This is a genomic window from Agrobacterium genomosp. 13 str. CFBP 6927 (genome assembly GCA_900012615.1).
Taxonomy (GTDB): Bacteria; Pseudomonadota; Alphaproteobacteria; order Rhizobiales; family Rhizobiaceae; genus Agrobacterium.
In genome coordinates this window covers 713377-727753 of record LT009757.1, presented here as the reverse complement: position 1 = coordinate 727753, position 14377 = coordinate 713377, and the positions used below count along the sequence as shown (strand labels likewise).

14 protein-coding genes and 1 pseudogene are annotated in these 14377 nt (G+C 60.8%); 7 read left to right on the top strand and 8 right to left on the bottom strand.

The genetic code is table 11. The annotated features are described in order from the left end of the window. Window positions 1–115: 115 nt before the first annotated feature. Together AGR13A_RS17580 and gloB are read right to left on the bottom strand one after the other, a co-directional pair. The gene (locus AGR13A_RS17580) at window positions 116–556 is read right to left on the bottom strand and encodes a cupin domain-containing protein (protein ID WP_167377580.1); all 441 of its coding nucleotides are present in this window, start codon (window positions 554–556) and stop codon (window positions 116–118) included. After that, window positions 556–1326 carry a hydroxyacylglutathione hydrolase gene (gene gloB, locus AGR13A_RS17575; protein ID WP_080838065.1) on the bottom strand — a complete coding sequence of 257 codons (771 nt, stop codon included), beginning with the start codon at window positions 1324–1326 and terminating at the stop codon, window positions 556–558. Before gloB ends, AGR13A_RS17580 begins: the two co-directional genes overlap by 1 nt. A 106-nt stretch (window positions 1327–1432) precedes the next feature. Here gloB and AGR13A_RS17570 point away from each other — a divergent pair, with 106 nt between their 5' ends. The 3 genes and pseudogenes from AGR13A_RS17570 to AGR13A_RS17560 all read left to right on the top strand — a co-directional run. Beyond that, window positions 1433–2194 (top strand): class I SAM-dependent methyltransferase, encoded by a 762-nt coding sequence (locus AGR13A_RS17570; RefSeq protein ID WP_035222565.1) that lies wholly within the window; start codon window positions 1433–1435, stop codon window positions 2192–2194. Window positions 2195–2278: 84 nt separating this feature from the next. Next, a complete protein-coding gene (gene hisC, locus AGR13A_RS17565; RefSeq protein WP_080838062.1) occupies window positions 2279–3385 on the top strand; it encodes a histidinol-phosphate transaminase in 1107 nt (368 codons plus the stop codon). Next, window positions 3364–4314 (top strand): annotated as a pseudogene (locus AGR13A_RS17560) (prephenate/arogenate dehydrogenase family protein); the annotation flags it as partial. The gene hisC and the pseudogene AGR13A_RS17560, both read left to right, overlap by 22 nt. Before the next feature lie 126 nt (window positions 4315–4440). Here AGR13A_RS17560 and AGR13A_RS17555 read toward each other — a convergent pair. Continuing rightward, the gene (locus AGR13A_RS17555) at window positions 4441–5442 is read right to left on the bottom strand and encodes a DUF2125 domain-containing protein (protein WP_080838057.1); all 1002 of its coding nucleotides are present in this window, start codon (window positions 5440–5442) and stop codon (window positions 4441–4443) included. Between the two features lie 49 nt (window positions 5443–5491). On the opposite strand from AGR13A_RS17555, the gene AGR13A_RS17550 reads away from it, so the two are divergent. Further along, on the top strand, window positions 5492–6043 hold the full coding sequence (locus tag AGR13A_RS17550) for a gamma-glutamylcyclotransferase (protein ID WP_080838054.1): 552 nt from the start codon (window positions 5492–5494) through the stop codon (window positions 6041–6043). Here the strand turns inward: AGR13A_RS17550 and AGR13A_RS17545 are convergent. From AGR13A_RS17545 to ftsE, 4 genes are all read right to left on the bottom strand, one after another. Beyond that, window positions 6016–6813: a lysophospholipid acyltransferase family protein gene (locus tag AGR13A_RS17545; protein WP_080838049.1), complete on the bottom strand. Its 798-nt coding sequence runs from the start codon at window positions 6811–6813 to the stop codon at window positions 6016–6018. The genes AGR13A_RS17550 and AGR13A_RS17545 overlap by 28 nt on opposite strands. 116 nt (window positions 6814–6929) lie before the next feature. Further along, entirely contained in the window at window positions 6930–7646 is a 717-nt protein-coding gene (locus AGR13A_RS17540; RefSeq protein WP_167377631.1) for a YdcF family protein, read from the bottom strand. Window positions 7647–7773: 127 nt separating this feature from the next. Then, on the bottom strand, window positions 7774–8781 hold the full coding sequence (locus AGR13A_RS17535) for a cell division protein FtsX (protein ID WP_035222576.1): 1008 nt from the start codon (window positions 8779–8781) through the stop codon (window positions 7774–7776). Then, on the bottom strand, window positions 8774–9433 hold the full coding sequence (gene ftsE / locus AGR13A_RS17530) for a cell division ATP-binding protein FtsE (RefSeq protein ID WP_003497447.1): 660 nt from the start codon (window positions 9431–9433) through the stop codon (window positions 8774–8776). Before ftsE ends, AGR13A_RS17535 begins: the two co-directional genes overlap by 8 nt. Before the next feature lie 200 nt (window positions 9434–9633). Here ftsE and AGR13A_RS17525 point away from each other — a divergent pair, with 200 nt between their 5' ends. The 3 genes from AGR13A_RS17525 (at window position 9634) to AGR13A_RS17515 (ending at window position 11418) form a co-directional block, all read left to right on the top strand. Then, a complete protein-coding gene (locus AGR13A_RS17525) occupies window positions 9634–10305 on the top strand; it encodes a hypothetical protein (protein WP_080838043.1) in 672 nt (223 codons plus the stop codon). 68 nt (window positions 10306–10373) lie between these two features. Further along, complete coding sequence (gene hpt / locus AGR13A_RS17520; protein ID WP_080838040.1) at window positions 10374–10916, top strand: hypoxanthine phosphoribosyltransferase; 543 nt, start codon at window positions 10374–10376, stop codon at window positions 10914–10916. A 142-nt stretch (window positions 10917–11058) separates the two neighbouring features. Next, on the top strand, window positions 11059–11418 hold the full coding sequence (locus AGR13A_RS17515) for a response regulator (RefSeq protein ID WP_003497441.1): 360 nt from the start codon (window positions 11059–11061) through the stop codon (window positions 11416–11418). A 250-nt stretch (window positions 11419–11668) separates the two neighbouring features. On the opposite strand, the gene AGR13A_RS17510 is transcribed toward AGR13A_RS17515, so the two are convergent. Beyond that, window positions 11669–14356 carry a TIGR02302 family protein gene (locus AGR13A_RS17510; RefSeq protein WP_080838036.1) on the bottom strand — a complete coding sequence of 896 codons (2688 nt, stop codon included), beginning with the start codon at window positions 14354–14356 and terminating at the stop codon, window positions 11669–11671. Window positions 14357–14377 lie beyond the last annotated feature (21 nt).

Genomic DNA, 14377 nt, shown 5'->3' with positions numbered 1-14377 from the left:
CGACGTTGCCGGATATCTCGACCGTTGCCCCCCTCATCCCGCTGCCGCGGACTTCTCCCCCTCGGGGAGAAGAAACAAGGGGCACTCACTCACTCCGCAGGCGACTGCTCCAGATTCAGGGCGCATCCCCCGGCGACCAGCCGGGTTCGGCCATGACGAAGCTCGAAAAGGCAAATCCCGGCGAGACGGTGCAGCCGACAAGGGTGAAATCGCCGAGGCTTTCCGCCGATTGCCAGCAATTGGCCGGCACGATCACCTGTGGGCGTTCGCCGTCGAGAATGGCGGGACCGAGCGTGAAGGTCTGCACCTCCCGGCCGTCGTCAGAAAGATGCAGCGCGATGGGTGCGCCGGCATAATAATGCCAGACCTCAACGGCATCGGTGACCCGATGCCAGTGCGAGCGAACGCCCTTTTCGAGAAGATAATAGATCGCCGTCGAATGGCCGCGTTCGCCGCCCGCCTTGTCGCGAAAAGTCTGGTGATAAAAACCGCCCTCGGGATGCGGCTCGAGACCCAGTTCGCGAATGATCGCTTCCGCAGACAGATCGGCGCCCATCAGAAATTGTCCTTGCGCGTGCGGATTTCCGCAAAAACATCCGCGTCCGCAGCGGTCTCCAGGCCAAGATGCCGGCGGATACCGGCATCGGCGACCCGCATATAGGGATTGGTCTGCTTTTCGAGCCCGATGGTGGTGGGAATGGTGAATTCATTCGCCTGCCGCGCCTTTTCAACACGTGCCGCACGCTCGCTCAGAACCACATTGTCGGGATCGACGGTGACCGCAAAGCGGGCATTCGCGAGCGTATATTCGTGGCCGAAATAGACTTTTGTGTCATCGGGCAGCGCCATCAATTTCTGGAAGGAATGCCACATATCCGCCGCCGGGCGTTCGAACAGCCGGCCGCAGCCCATGGCAAACAGCGTATCGGCGGCAAACAGCAAGCCGTCATCGGGAAGATAATAACAGATGTGTCCTGCGGTGTGGCCGGGCGTGGAAATGACCTGAACGCGGCGTCCTGCAAATTCGAACTCGTCGCCATCTGCCTGTGAGCGGTCGAGACCGGGGATCGCGATAGCCTCGTCGTAAGGCCCGTGCACTTCGCAGCCGAATTTGTCCTTCAGCGCCAGATTGGCCTCTACGTGGTCCTGATGGTGGTGGGTGGTAAAGATATGGGTGAGTTTCCAGCCATGGCCATCGAGAGCCTGCAGGATCGGGCCTTCCTCGGGTGCGTCGATGGCGGCGGTCGCCCCGCTTTCGGGATCGTGCAGCAGAACCCCGAAATTGTCGCTGCGGCAAAGAAAGACGTCTATTTCCAAAGGTTTCATCTCATCCTCTCCATTTGCCGGCCGGGGCCGACGCATTTATCCGCCTGGGTTTCAATGTAGGGGCAGACGCCTTGAAGTCCAACCGCCTGATGCTACATTCTCGCCCATGAACACTGATATCGTCGATCTGCGCGAATTCTATCATTCCCCGCTTGGCCGCTCGGCCGAGCAGGCGATCACCATGGCGCTTTCGACGCTCTGGCCGCCTTTGCCGGAAGAGCGGCTGGTCGGCCTCGGTTATGCGGTGCCGTTTCTGGACCGGTTCCGCCATGATACGGAACGCACCTTCGCCTTCATGCCGGCGGGGCAGGGGGCGGTGAACTGGCCGGCTGGCGAGCTGTCTTCCACGGCGCTGGTGTTTGACGAGGAACTGCCGCTTCCCGATTCGTCCATAGACCGGGTGCTGATGGTGCACGCGCTGGAATTTGCCGAAAATCCGCGCGAGAGCCTGAAGGAACTATGGCGGGTACTGGCGCCCGGCGGCCGTCTGGTGATCGTGGTGCCGAACCGGCGCGGTGTCTGGGCGCGCATGGAGCATACGCCCTTCGGCTCGGGGCGGCCCTATTCGCGCGGCCAGCTGACAGCGCTGCTGCGTGAAACCAACTTCACGCCGGGGGCTTCCGCCGAGGCGCTGTTCTTTCCGCCGACCACCAGCCGCCCGGTACTGAAATTCCGCCGTTACCTCGAACTCACCGGCCGCAGGCTGTGGCCCCTGTTCTCGGGCGTCATCGTGGTGGAGGCGCAAAAACGGCTCTATCAGGGATTGCCCGTCACCCAGCGCGCCTCGCGCCGGGTTTTTGTACCCGTGCTCGCGCCGCAGGGTGTTCCCACCACCCGCACCGCCGCAAAGCACGGAAAGCCGCGCTGACCCTCGACAAAACGCCCATTCCGGTCTAATGCCTCCGGCATTGCTGTTGCCGGGTTCTCCGGCGTTTTTCCAAAGGTCGATCAAATGAGTGCAGAGCTTAGCCAACCTGTTCCGCGTCCGGGTATTCTGGATATCGCCGCTTATGTTCCCGGCAAGGAACATGTGGACGGCGTTGCGAAGGTCTATAAGCTCTCCTCCAATGAAACGCCGCTCGGGCCGAGCCCGAAGGCGATTGAAGCCTTCGGCACGGCTGCCAGCCATCTGGAAATCTATCCGGACGGCCAGGCCATCGCGCTGCGTCAGGCGATTGCCGATGTGCATGGTCTCAACATCGCAAACATCATGTGCGGCAACGGTTCGGATGAGCTCCTGGGCCTGCTTTGCCATGTCTATCTCGGTGCAGGCGATGAGGCGATCATCACCGAACACGGTTTCCTCGTCTACAAGATCCAGATCATGGGCGCAGGCGCGACCCCGGTGACGGTGAAGGAAAAGGACTGCGCGGTCGATGTGGATGCGATCCTCGCCGCCGTCACGCCGAAGACGAAGATGGTTTTTGTTGCCAATCCCGGCAACCCCACCGGCACCTACGTTCCTGTCGCGGAAATCCGTCGCCTTCAGGCCGGTCTGCCGAAACATGTCGTGCTGGTGCTGGATGCGGCCTATGCCGAATATGTGCGCAAGAACGATTACGAGGCTGGTCTTGAACTGGTTTCCGGCAACCGCAACGTGGTGATGACCCGCACCTTCTCGAAGGTCTATGGTCTTGCGGCGCTGCGCGTCGGCTGGATGTATGCTCCAGCCGCCATCATCGATGCGCTGAACCGTGTTCGCGGACCGTTCAACATGAGTGCGCCGGCAATAGCGGCGGGCACCGCTGCCATTCGTGATCAGGCATTCGTGGAAAAGGCCGTGGCACATAATGCCCTGTGGATGGAAAAGCTGGTGACCGCCTTCACCGGTCTCGGCCTTAGCGTCACGCCCTCTGTCACCAATTTCATCCTCATCCATTTTCCGGATCAGGACGGCAGGCGTGCGGCGGATGCGGATGAGTTCCTGAGTCGCCGCGGTTACATTCTGCGCGCGGTACGCGGTTACGGGTTCCCCAATGCCTTGCGTATGACCGTCGGGTCGGAAGAAGCCAATCTCGGCGTCATCGCGGCGCTTGGCGAGTTCATGGGGCAGGCGTGATGGGTGAAATCATGTTCGACCGCATCGCGCTGATCGGCATCGGCCTGATTGGCTCGTCGATTGCCCGCGATGTCAGGGAATTGGGACTTGCCCGGCATGTCACGATTTCCACCCGTAGCGAAGACACGCTGAAAAGGGCGGCGGAGCTGGCGCTCGGCACGGATTACACGGTCTCGGCGGCGGAGGCGGTGAAGGATGCCGATCTCGTCATCGTCTCGGTGCCGGTCGGGGCTTCGGAAAGCGTCGCGCAGCAGATCGCGCCGCACCTGAAGCCCGGCGCCATCGTTACCGATGTCGGCTCCACCAAGGCGTCCGTCATCGCGCAGATGGCGCCGCATATGCCTGACAATGTGCATTTCATTCCCGGGCACCCGCTGGCGGGTACGGAAAAATCCGGCCCGGATGCCGGTTTTGCCGGCCTCTTCCGCGAGCGCTGGTGCATCTTCACGCCGCTGCCTGGCACGGACGCCGAGGCGCTGGAGAAGCTGAAGGATTTCTGGCGGGCGCTTGGTTCGCGCGTGGATGAAATGGATGCCGAACACCATGACAAGGTTCTGGCGATCGTCTCGCATTTGCCGCATATCATCGCCTACAACATCGTCGGCACGGCTGATGATCTGGAGACGGTAACCGAATCGGAAGTCATCAAATATTCGGCCTCCGGCTTTCGCGACTTCACCCGTCTGGCGGCCTCCGATCCAACCATGTGGCGGGATGTCTGCCTGCACAACAAGGACGCCATCCTAGAAATGCTGGCGCGCTTTTCCGAGGACCTCGCCTCCCTGCAAAGAGCGATCCGCTGGGGCGAAGGCGACAAGCTGTTCGAGCTGTTTTCCCGCACCCGCGCCATCCGCCGCTCCATCGTGCAGGCCGGTCAGGACGTCGACGCGCCGGACTTTGGACGGCACGCTCTGGATCAGAAGAAGTAAGTCGCTTCTGACGTACCGTCATGGCCGGATTTGATCCGGCCATCGGACCCGCTGGCAAATTACCAACTCTTTGCTTCGTCATCCTCGGGACAAGCCCGAGGATGACGTTGAATATGGGGCACCCGCTCAGATCGGCGGGATCTTGCCAAGCGGAATGAAGCCGCTGACGGTGGCGCGACCGCGATCGACCACGAGATCGACGGACGCCCTGTCGCCGCCGCCGGCAAGCGCGCCGAGCAGCTTGCGGGCTGTGTCGATGGTGGATTGCAGCTGTGGGAACGCCTGCTTGGCATTGTCCGACCAGGCGCCGAGCTTTTCGATCTCCAGCTTGAACTGACCGGAGAGATAACCCTCATTGTCGAAGGAGAAGGGGCCGCTGATGCGCATGGTGCGGCCCTCGCCGATATCGGCCACCAGCCGGCGAAGCTCGCCGCTTGCGCCGTACAGGCCGGAACTGTCGCTGCCGTCGACCATGCCCGCCTTGCCCGCGAGTGTGACATCAACGATGGCGTCGAGGCGGGGAAGAACCTGCGGCCAGTCCTTGATGACGGTCGCCGAGTCGGTAAGCGTGATTGCACCGTCGAGATCGGCGCCGTTCTGGCGCAGGTGCATTTCCGTCTTCACGGCATCGAAATCGATGGTCTGGCCGGTGACGGAAGAAATGGCCTGCGCCTTCAGTCCATCAATGACGAGCGATGTGCGGTCGATGCCCTTCAGCTTGGTGACGATGCTCGATTGCATGTTCTGCCAGGCGGCAGAAACCGTCAGGCCATGGGCGGTGCGGATTTCTGCCGGCGAATCCAGTTCCCAGACGATGTGGCCGGGATTGTAGACCTGCGCTGCCGAGCGCAATTCGCCAAAGGAAGCGGAAACGCCGTTCTGCTTGTCGTCCACCATCACCTTCGAGCAGAAGAGGCCGATGCGGAAGGGATAACCCTTGAAGGCGATATCGCCGCATTCACCGCTGACATTTCGGGCCTGTGAGGGGGATATCACGTTCAGCACCGTCTGCTTCAGCCTGTCGGCGGCATAAAACCACCCGGCTGTGTAAAATCCGATGACCAGCACAATGGCGATACCAAGCCAGAGGAATTTTTTGGAGGTGCCGGATTGGCTTGACGCTGCCATATTGATCTCCGATGAACAGACTTCAGGTAATTTTGATTTGGCTTGGGATATGGACGATTTTTGGGTCTTTGGCTACGGTTCGTTGATGTGGAACCCCGGCTTTGCCTTTGAGGAAAGGCAGCAGGCGCGGCTGCATGGCTATCGTCGCTCGCTCTGCATCAGTTCCAGCGTCTATCGCGGTACGGAGGAAAAGCCGGGCCTCGTGCTGGGGCTGGAGCGCGGCGGTTCCTGCCTTGGCGTCGCCTTCCGCGTCAGGGGAAAAGACCACGACCCCGTCATGACCTATCTGCGTGAACGTGAACTCATAACGAATGTCTACAAGGAACGTGTTGTTGCAATTGCCTTTGCCGATGGCCGGCGCGGCAGCGCGGTGACCTATGTGGCCGATCCCGCGCATGAACAATATATTGGCGGTCTGGGCGTGACCGAGGCGGCGGTCATCGTCGCGGCTGCCTCGGGTCGCTCCGGGCCGAACACGGACTACGTCTTTAATACCGTGCAGCATCTGCAGGATATGGGCATTCGCGACTCGCTACTGGAAAGCATTGCCGCCAATGTCGGCACGCTCGCGGCTCAGCCGGCGGCTGTGTCCTTGCCCTGAAGTTCGGCGATGCGTTTGATGGCGGTTGGCGGCAGCGGCAGGTGCGGATTGTTGCGCACGGTTTCCAGCAGCAGCTCGTCGCTCGCCTTCTCCGTCACATCGATCAAGCGCTTGAAAAACACGTCGGGGTCCAGCCCCGGCTCGATGGCTGGCAGGATACGCACCTTGAAATGGCCGGGATAGCGCATGGTCGACCGGCGTGGCCAGAAGAGGCCGGGGTGCATGGCGACGGGAATGACCGGAACCTGCAGGTCGCGGTAAAGCCTTGCGATGCCGTAACGGTATTCAGGCTCAGCGCCCGGCGGACGGCGCGTGCCTTCGGGGTAGATGATGAGCTCGCGGCCGGCGGCCATTTCATCTTTCGCCCGCTCCATGACCTTCAGCATCACCTTGCCGCGTGCGGCGCGGTTGACCGGGATCATGCGCTGTTTCATCACATACCAGCCGAACAGCGGAATCCACATCAACTCCCGTTTCAGAATGTAGACGGGGTCTGGCAGATTGGGCAGCAGCGCATAGGTATCCCAGAAGGACTGATGCTTGGGCGCAAAGATACAGCCGGTCTCGGGAATGTTTTCCAGCCCTTCGATCTCGAAGGTGGTGCCGACGATGGTTTTCATCAGCCAATGGTTGGATCGCGCCCAGTTCTTGGGAATTTCGAAGGCGATCTTGCGTGGCAGGATGAAATAGATCGGCGTCAGCACGATCATGCGGACAATCAGATTGAGATAAAACAGCGTATTGAAAAGAAAAGAGCGCAGCTTGAGCATCAACAGCCTTCCCGGGATGCAGCCGTTCCGAAACTTTGAGCGCCTCGATGCCGGATGCCGATGCCAGACGCCTACACGAAAACAAGGCCAAGCAGCAAGCGCGTTTCTCTCTCCCTTCAGGGCGAAGTGCTCGCAGCCTTCATCGCGGAATGATCGGCAGAGGCCTTGCGCAGGCCGTCACCCTTGCCGAAGCCGGTCAGGTCGCGTCCCGCCGCCGCTACGAACTTCAAATATTCATAAAGCATGGTTCTGACCACATCCGGCTCGGAGAACCAGTTGGTCCGGGCAAGGTCCGCACTGATGACGGGATAAGGAATGAACTCCGTCTGCGGGCTGGCATTGCGCAATTCATGCAGGCTGCGATGCATATGGTAATTGTTGGTGACGACGACGATGGCGGAATAGTTATGATCGCGTATCCAGCTTGCCGCCTCATTGGCGTTGCCGATCGTATCAATGGCCTTATAGCCCATATCCACGCAGCACGAAAACATGTCCGAAGAGCCTTGCGTCATCTTGCGGATTTGCGAGCGGGTGGTGGCTGGGTTGACGCCGGAGATCAGCAGGCGCTTGCCCACGCCGTCGCGCAGCAGGCCGACTGCCTGTTCAATGCGCTGGTAACCACCGGTCAGAACGATAATCGCGTCGCCCTTCGCGCCTTCCGGCGGGCGCATGGAGGCAACGGAATCCGCAAACCACAGGAAACCGCCGGAAAAAGCGCCGAGGGCGATGACGCAAAGCAGGATGAGGCCACGAATAAAACGGCGCAAGCGACCGCGCCGCGACAGCAGGCTCTTTTTTGCCGGTCGCGTGCCTGTCTGATCCTGGTCCATCCGACTCACAAACATTCCTCCTGAATACTCGCCGATTAAGGCAAGGAACAGGCATTTTTGTCCACCGTCCGCAGGTTACATCCGGCTTGCAACGGTTTCAGTCTACTCGGGAAATCCGGTCCGGCATTTAAGATGCAAGACCATCGCTTTTCGACGGATCGGAACGCACCCGGTCAATATCGTCAATCGTGCGAATGACTGTTACGCGCGCCGTGATGGTGGTGAGAAGCGCGATGATGATCATGGTTGTCGCGATGCCGATATAACCGCCGAGACCGACCGAAAACGAGCCGAAAAGCGCGCTTGCCTGATCGCTCTGTGGTGTGGCGACAGTGCTCGACTGCCAGAAACCGGCTGCAAGAAAAACCGTCGCCGCCAGCGCGCTGCCCGCCGCTGCCCCCTTGAGGCTGATTTTCAGGAAGTGCTTTTGAAACTCCCGCGCCACGAAGCTGCTTTCGGCACCGACGAAATGCAGGACCTCGACGATGTGCCGGTTGCCGGAAAGGGCGCCGCGGGTGGCGAATACCACCGTCAGCACCATGGCGGTGAAGACGAGAATCAAAACGCCGACGCCGATCATGACCGTGGTTCTGGCCATGGAGACCAGCCTGTCCACCCATGTGCGGTGGTCGTCGAGAAACGCCTGCGGAAGCTCAGCCTTCAGCATGTCCCGCATTGCCTGAAAATCGGGCGGGTTGTTTTCGTCGATGGTGATGACGACGAGGCGCGGGATCGGCAGTTCGGAAAGGTCGAGACCGCTGCCGAGCCACGGTTCCAGAAGGCGTGAGGTGGCGGCATCGTCGAGGATCGTGCCATCGCGCGTGCCGACGAAGGTGAGCGCCAGATTGCGCGCCTTGTTCAGTGCCGCCGTCATGTCCAGCCCGTCCTCGGGCTTGATCTGGATGGTGATCTCGCGGGAAATCTGGCTCTGCCAGGTGGCGGCGGTGGCGCGCACCATGGAGACCGCACCGAGTGTGAGGCACGCAAGAAAGGCCATGATGGCGATGACCACCATCAGTGCATTGCCCTGAATGTTGGAGGGCGGCAGGATTGGCGCCATCGGCCGGATGCGCATGGGTGGGCGCTTCGGCTGGGCCGCTTCAGGCTTCAACGGTTTGCGGTTGATCTCATTCATAGATATCGAGCCGCCCTTCGGTCAGGATCATCCGGCGCGCATCGATCTGGTCCATCAGGCCAAAATCATGGGTGGCGATGACGACGGCCGTGCCCAGCCGGTTGAGTTCCAGAAAGAGGTTGAGAAGGCGCTTGGCCATTGGCGGATCGACGTTGCCGGTCGGTTCGTCGGCCAGCAATATTTCCGGCTGGTCCATCAGCGCGCGGGCAATGGCGGCACGCTGCTTTTCCCCGCCGGAGAGGATGGCCGGCAGCACGTTGATACGCTCGCCGAGCCCCACCCATTTCAGAAGCTCGATCACGTCGTTGCGATAGGCGCTCTCTTCCTTGCCGCGCACGCGCAGCGGCAGGGCGACATTTTCATAGGTCGTCAGATGATCGAGCAGCCGGAAATCCTGAAACACGATGCCGACGCGGCGGCGCAGCATCGGCAGCTCGCTGCGCGGAATGCGCGACACATCGCGGTTGAACATGCGGATATTGCCACGCGTCGGCTGCAGCGACATCAAAAGCAGGCGGAGCAGCGTGGTCTTGCCGGCACCAGAAGGGCCGGTCAGAAACTGGAACGAGCCCTTGGGAATGTCGAAGGTCATGTCCCTCAGGATCTCGGGTCCCATGCCGTAACGCAACCCGACATTTTCGAAATGGATCAACGGACTTCCAGTCTCTTCGTTTCGTGGTGGTTCGCAAGCCGCTGGCGCGTGGGGTTCGGATGTCGGGGTTTAACCCGGATCCGGTGGCCTGCGCGAGCCGTTTTTGCGAAGCATTAACCATTTAAATTTAAAACTTGGCAGGATTCGTTGCAATGCCCAGTTTTGCGGGCCGGAAAACCTGACCGGGGAATTCTATGGCTATGTTCCGTTCATCTCGCCGGCAAGCGGCATTCGATTTCGACCTCCTGATGCCGGAAACGCCGGTGCGCCGCTCGGCGCGCGCAGCAAATCCCGATCGCGATGTGGTAGACGCGGAATTTGTCACCATCAAGGAAAACCGTTCGCCTCGGCCCGGAAACGACAACCGTGGTGCGGCGCGTCAACAGAGGGAAAAACCACCCGTCACCGCCGGTGTGCTCGGTTTGGCATTCGTCGGCTGGGTGGATCGCAAATTGTCGCGACTGTCTGCGGATGCCTATTCGGCGCTGGTCGCGGGGCTTGCCATTTTTGTTTTCATCTGCTCGGGCGGCCTCTCCGTCGTCGTGCCGGAAAAGTCGGCTGTTGCCGCGCCGGTAAACCCGCTTGCCATCTCCCATGTCACCGTCACGTCGCAGGAGGCGGGCGGCATGGAGGTCCTGCTCATCAACGGCATCGTTGAAAATAACGGCACCACGCTAGAAGACGTGCCCGCGCTTCGCGCCGACCTCTTCATTGCCAAGGGACAGCTCTTGGCCAGCATGGTCATCGAGCCGCCGGTCAGGCAGATGCAGCCTGGCTTCAGCCATGGTTTTTCGGCAAAGTTGCGCCATCCCGGTGGAAAAATGCCTGACATCAAGCTTTCCTTCGTCGAGGCGGGTGCGTCCGAACGCTGACTGTGCTAACGCGTCTCCTGTATTTTTACTGAAAGGTAAAATCGGCAAGGCGTAGCACAGGAGTAAGAATGCCCGTCGTCCGTGGAAAAAATATCGAGCCGCTTTACACCGCCGAGCAGATCGCCGAGCGCAATCGCGACATGGCCAGGCACATCGCCAGCGGCCCGACCAAGGATTTGCTGGTCATTGCCGTGCTCAAGGGATCGTTCATTTTCGCGGCCGATCTTATCCGCGCGCTGCATGACAGCGGCCTTGCGCCCGAAGTCGAATTCATCACGCTGTCGAGCTATGGCGCCGGCACGGTTTCGCAAGGGGTGCGGATCGTCAAGGATATCGACAGCGACGTGAAGGACCGCGACGTCCTCCTGATCGACGATATTCTCGAATCCGGCCGCACTTTGCGTTTCGCCAAGGAACTGCTTTATGAGCGTGGCGCCCGCAACGTCACCATCGCCGTGCTGCTGGACAAGAAGGTCAAGCGCAAGGAAGATCTGGAGGCCGATTATGTCGGTTTCGAATGTCCTGACTATTTCGTCGTGGGTTACGGCATGGATGTGGCTTATGCCTTCCGCGAACTGCCTTTCGTCGGCGTCGTGACCGGCGACGCCTGAGCTTTTTCGCCGTGCCGGGATGGCACATTGCGGAGACGCCTCGTTAACCATCCACCCAGCGAAAGGCTGGGTGTTTACCTCTTGAAAAGAGGAGCCTGCGATGTTGCTCACGGCTGGAAATGATGCCCAGGAGCAATGATTGATGGCGAAGATTTTGATTACCGAAGACGAGGATGCATTGCGGGCTTTCGTCGCCCGCGCGCTGCGTCTCGACGGTCATGAGACCCATGAGGCGGCAGACGGCGAGCAGGGGCTGGAAAAGCTTCAGGAAACCAGTTTCGATCTTCTTCTTTCGGATATCCGCATGCCGGTCATGGATGGCATCGAGCTGGCGCACCGCGCCGCCGAACGCTTCCCGGCCATGCGCATCCTGCTGATGACGGGTTATGCCGAGCAGCGAGAACGGGCTGACGATCTGGCGGAGAAGATCGTGGATGTTGTTTCCAAACCCTTTGCGCTTCCGGATATCCGCAAGGCGGTGGCGCGGGCGCTTGCGGCCTGAGTGTCGAGATTGAAGAGATTTAAAGGGCCGCCTTTTTTGTTGGCCGGACATCACCGCAGTCGTCGTTGCGCTATTCCCACCTTCCGTCATTCGGCCTTGAGCCGGAATCTAGCCAGCCCAAGTCCTTGGGCTGAAAGACCTCTTTCCGCCGCGCAGACGCGCGTCGACTGGATGCCGGATCAAGTCCGGCATGACGGAAAAGTTCAGGCGTTGAGGACATAATGAGCCGCAGCATTGCCTGTGCGAAACCTCACCGTATATCCAGCAACCGCTCCAGGTACCGCCGTTCAATTTCACCAGGCGGATTGTTGCCGAGCTTTTCGCGGATCGCCTCGAGGATTTCGCGGGCACGCTGCACGTCGATTTCATCAGGTACCTTCACCTGATCGCCGAAATCCGGGCCGGTGGTGCTGCGCGGACGGCCGAGCGGGTCGCGGCCGTTCTGGCCGCCCTGTCCGGCCATGCCTTCCTGACCCTGTCCGGGCTGCTGGCCCTGCTGGCGCATGGCCTGCATGATCTGGCCCATCATGTCCTGCGCGCCCTGGCGCAGCGCATTCAGCGCATTGCCCTGACCTTCGACAGCCTGTTCGCCCTGGCCCTTGCCAAGCGCCTCGCCGGCGCCCTGCATTTCCTGCTGCGCCTTGCCGAAATTTTCGCCCGGTTCCATGCCGAGATCGCGTAGCCCCTGCTGCAATTCGCCGAGCTGCTTGCCAAGCGCATCCTGCTGCGCACGCAGGTTTTTCAGCGCTTCACGCAATTGTTCGGCGGTCATCTGATCACTTGGCTGTCCGCCCTGCTGGCCATTTTCGCCCTGTTGGCCCTGCTGTCCTTCTTGCGGCTGCTGGCCGTTTTCACCCATCTGCTGCTCGTCGTCGCCCTGCTGCGGGTCACCGCGCTGCATCCGGTCGCGCAGCGCCTGATCGAGCTTGAAGGTTTCGTCCATCAGCTTCTGCTGCTGCTGCAGGATTTCGCCCAGCTTGTCGATCTGCTGGCGCATCTTGCTGCTCTGCTGCTGTCCCTGCTGGCCCTGACGCTGCGGCCTGCCGGCCTGCAGATTGTTCATCATGCGCTGCAGCTGCGAGAGCATTTCCTGCGCCGCGTCGCGATTGCCGGAGCGGGCAAGGTTTTCGATCTGATTTATCATGTTTTCCAGATCGCGCTGGCGCAGCACGTTCTGTGCCTGCTGGTTCATGTTGGCCTGCGGCGCATTCTGCATGCGCTGCGCAAGCTCGCTCATGAATTGCTGCATGGCTTCCCGCAATTCCTGCATCAGCTTGGCGATTTCCTCGTCGGAGGCATTGCGCTGAAGCGCTTCGGAAAGCGCAGTTTGCGCATCGCGCAGGCGTCTTTCGGCCTGCGAAAGATCGCCATCCTCAATGCCGAGCGCGATTTGCCAGAGATAATCGGCCGTGTCCTTCAGCATTTCCTCATTATAGGCGAGCCGCATGCGGGTCTGCGCCGATTGCAGCAGGAGATAATGCGTGGTGTTGGGAATGGTCTCTTCCGGGCGCAGGCCCACCGCCTCGTTATAGGCGATCGCCTTCGGCATCTGGCGCGTGTCGAGCGAGAAGATCTGCCGTTGCTCGGCAATGGAGGCGGCCAGCGGTTCGGAGAAGTTGCGGCCCGGCAGCACCATTTCATGCGCGGGGCTGCGGCCCGTCTGCCCGGCGCCGTCCGTCGCCACCAGCGTGATGCGCACGCGTTTTCCCGCCATCGGATGTTCGGTCAGGTTGCGGCTGGTCAGGCCCTTGATCTCGCGATTATTCTGTCGCGGCAGATCAAGCTTGAATTCCGGCGGTGGATAAAGCGCGGTCGCACCTTCCGCAACGCCAATCGGTTCGATGATGGCGTGAGCTTCCTTCAGCCCATAATCGTCCTTGGCGGTGAAGCCGATTTCCAGCGCGCCGTTAACGGCGCGGCGCGGCATATTGTCGAAGGCGATGCTGGGCGGCTGGTCGGGGATGACGTTGAACACCCATTGTTCGCCATTGGCGGTGATCATGCCGCTTTCGGTAACATCCATGGCGAAGGTGCGCGGCGCGACGGGCTGGTCTGCCGAACGAACCGGCGTTTGAACGGCAATATCGCCGCTTGCGCTGTCGGCACGCGCCGCTTCCGGCGCAAGCTTTTGCAGCGCGCCTGCCATTTCAGGCTCGAAAGTCACTTCCTCGCCGCCATCGCCGCCGGTCATGCGTATCGTCAGCTTGGAGGATTGCGGCACGGAAACCGCGTCACGGTTGGTTGCGTCGCGTCCGGTCAGGAAAATCGGCGCGCGGCCGGTATAGGATGGCGGCGTGACCCAGGCATCGAGACGGATATCGGGATTGAGGGGACCGACCGCCGGCCGGCTGCGGAAGGCATCGGCAATCGTGCCCGCGCCGTTTGAATAGGAAAAACCGAAGGCGGCCGCCAGAAGAAGGGCGGGAACGGCGCGCAGCGCCAGACGGTCATAACGGGCGATATCGGGTTTTGGCAGGCCGGCATTCAGCGCGGCAATGCGCTCCGCCATGCGGATCTGGTGTTCTTTCCACAGCGTTCGGGAAAAAGGCGTATCGAAGGCCGGTTCGTCCTCCTGCACGCCAACCGGCTGGTGCGCGAGACCGTTGCGATCTTCAAGCAGGCGGGATGCATCATTATCCGTCGGCCATTTCAGCCGCAGGATTGGCAAAAGCGTGGCGATGAAACTGAAAACCAGCACGAAAACAACGCCGAGCCGCAGGAAATCCGGCATGTGCCGGTAGAGGCCGAACCAGGCAAGCGCCAGAAACACGGCGGCGATGGAGAGCGGCCACAGCGTTTTCGGCGCAATTTTTTCCGAAAGCAGTACGATTTTAGCGAAGAAGCGCTTGGCGGCAACCCGGCGGGCAAGGTCCGGCCGCTGCGCGAACGCGCCGGTCGGGCGCTTTCTGCCTGTCCTGTCCTCTCCGGCTGTGGTCATCAATCCGTTCTCCCGGTTCTG

Coding starts and splice junctions, on each gene's coding strand:
- AGR13A_RS17580 (WP_167377580.1), bottom strand. CDS start 556: ATGGGCGCCGATCTGTCTGCGGAAGCGATCATTCGCGAACTGGGTCTC.
- gloB (WP_080838065.1), bottom strand. CDS start 1,326: ATGAAACCTTTGGAAATAGACGTCTTTCTTTGCCGCAGCGACAATTTC.
- AGR13A_RS17570 (WP_035222565.1), top strand. CDS start 1,433: ATGAACACTGATATCGTCGATCTGCGCGAATTCTATCATTCCCCGCTT.
- hisC (WP_080838062.1), top strand. CDS start 2,279: ATGAGTGCAGAGCTTAGCCAACCTGTTCCGCGTCCGGGTATTCTGGAT.
- AGR13A_RS17555 (WP_080838057.1), bottom strand. CDS start 5,442: ATGGCAGCGTCAAGCCAATCCGGCACCTCCAAAAAATTCCTCTGGCTT.
- AGR13A_RS17550 (WP_080838054.1), top strand. CDS start 5,492: ATGGACGATTTTTGGGTCTTTGGCTACGGTTCGTTGATGTGGAACCCC.
- AGR13A_RS17545 (WP_080838049.1), bottom strand. CDS start 6,813: ATGCTCAAGCTGCGCTCTTTTCTTTTCAATACGCTGTTTTATCTCAAT.
- AGR13A_RS17540 (WP_167377631.1), bottom strand. CDS start 7,646: ATGGACCAGGATCAGACAGGCACGCGACCGGCAAAAAAGAGCCTGCTG.
- AGR13A_RS17535 (WP_035222576.1), bottom strand. CDS start 8,781: ATGAATGAGATCAACCGCAAACCGTTGAAGCCTGAAGCGGCCCAGCCG.
- AGR13A_RS17525 (WP_080838043.1), top strand. CDS start 9,634: ATGTTCCGTTCATCTCGCCGGCAAGCGGCATTCGATTTCGACCTCCTG.
- hpt (WP_080838040.1), top strand. CDS start 10,374: ATGCCCGTCGTCCGTGGAAAAAATATCGAGCCGCTTTACACCGCCGAG.
- AGR13A_RS17515 (WP_003497441.1), top strand. CDS start 11,059: ATGGCGAAGATTTTGATTACCGAAGACGAGGATGCATTGCGGGCTTTC.
- AGR13A_RS17510 (WP_080838036.1), bottom strand. CDS start 14,356: ATGACCACAGCCGGAGAGGACAGGACAGGCAGAAAGCGCCCGACCGGC.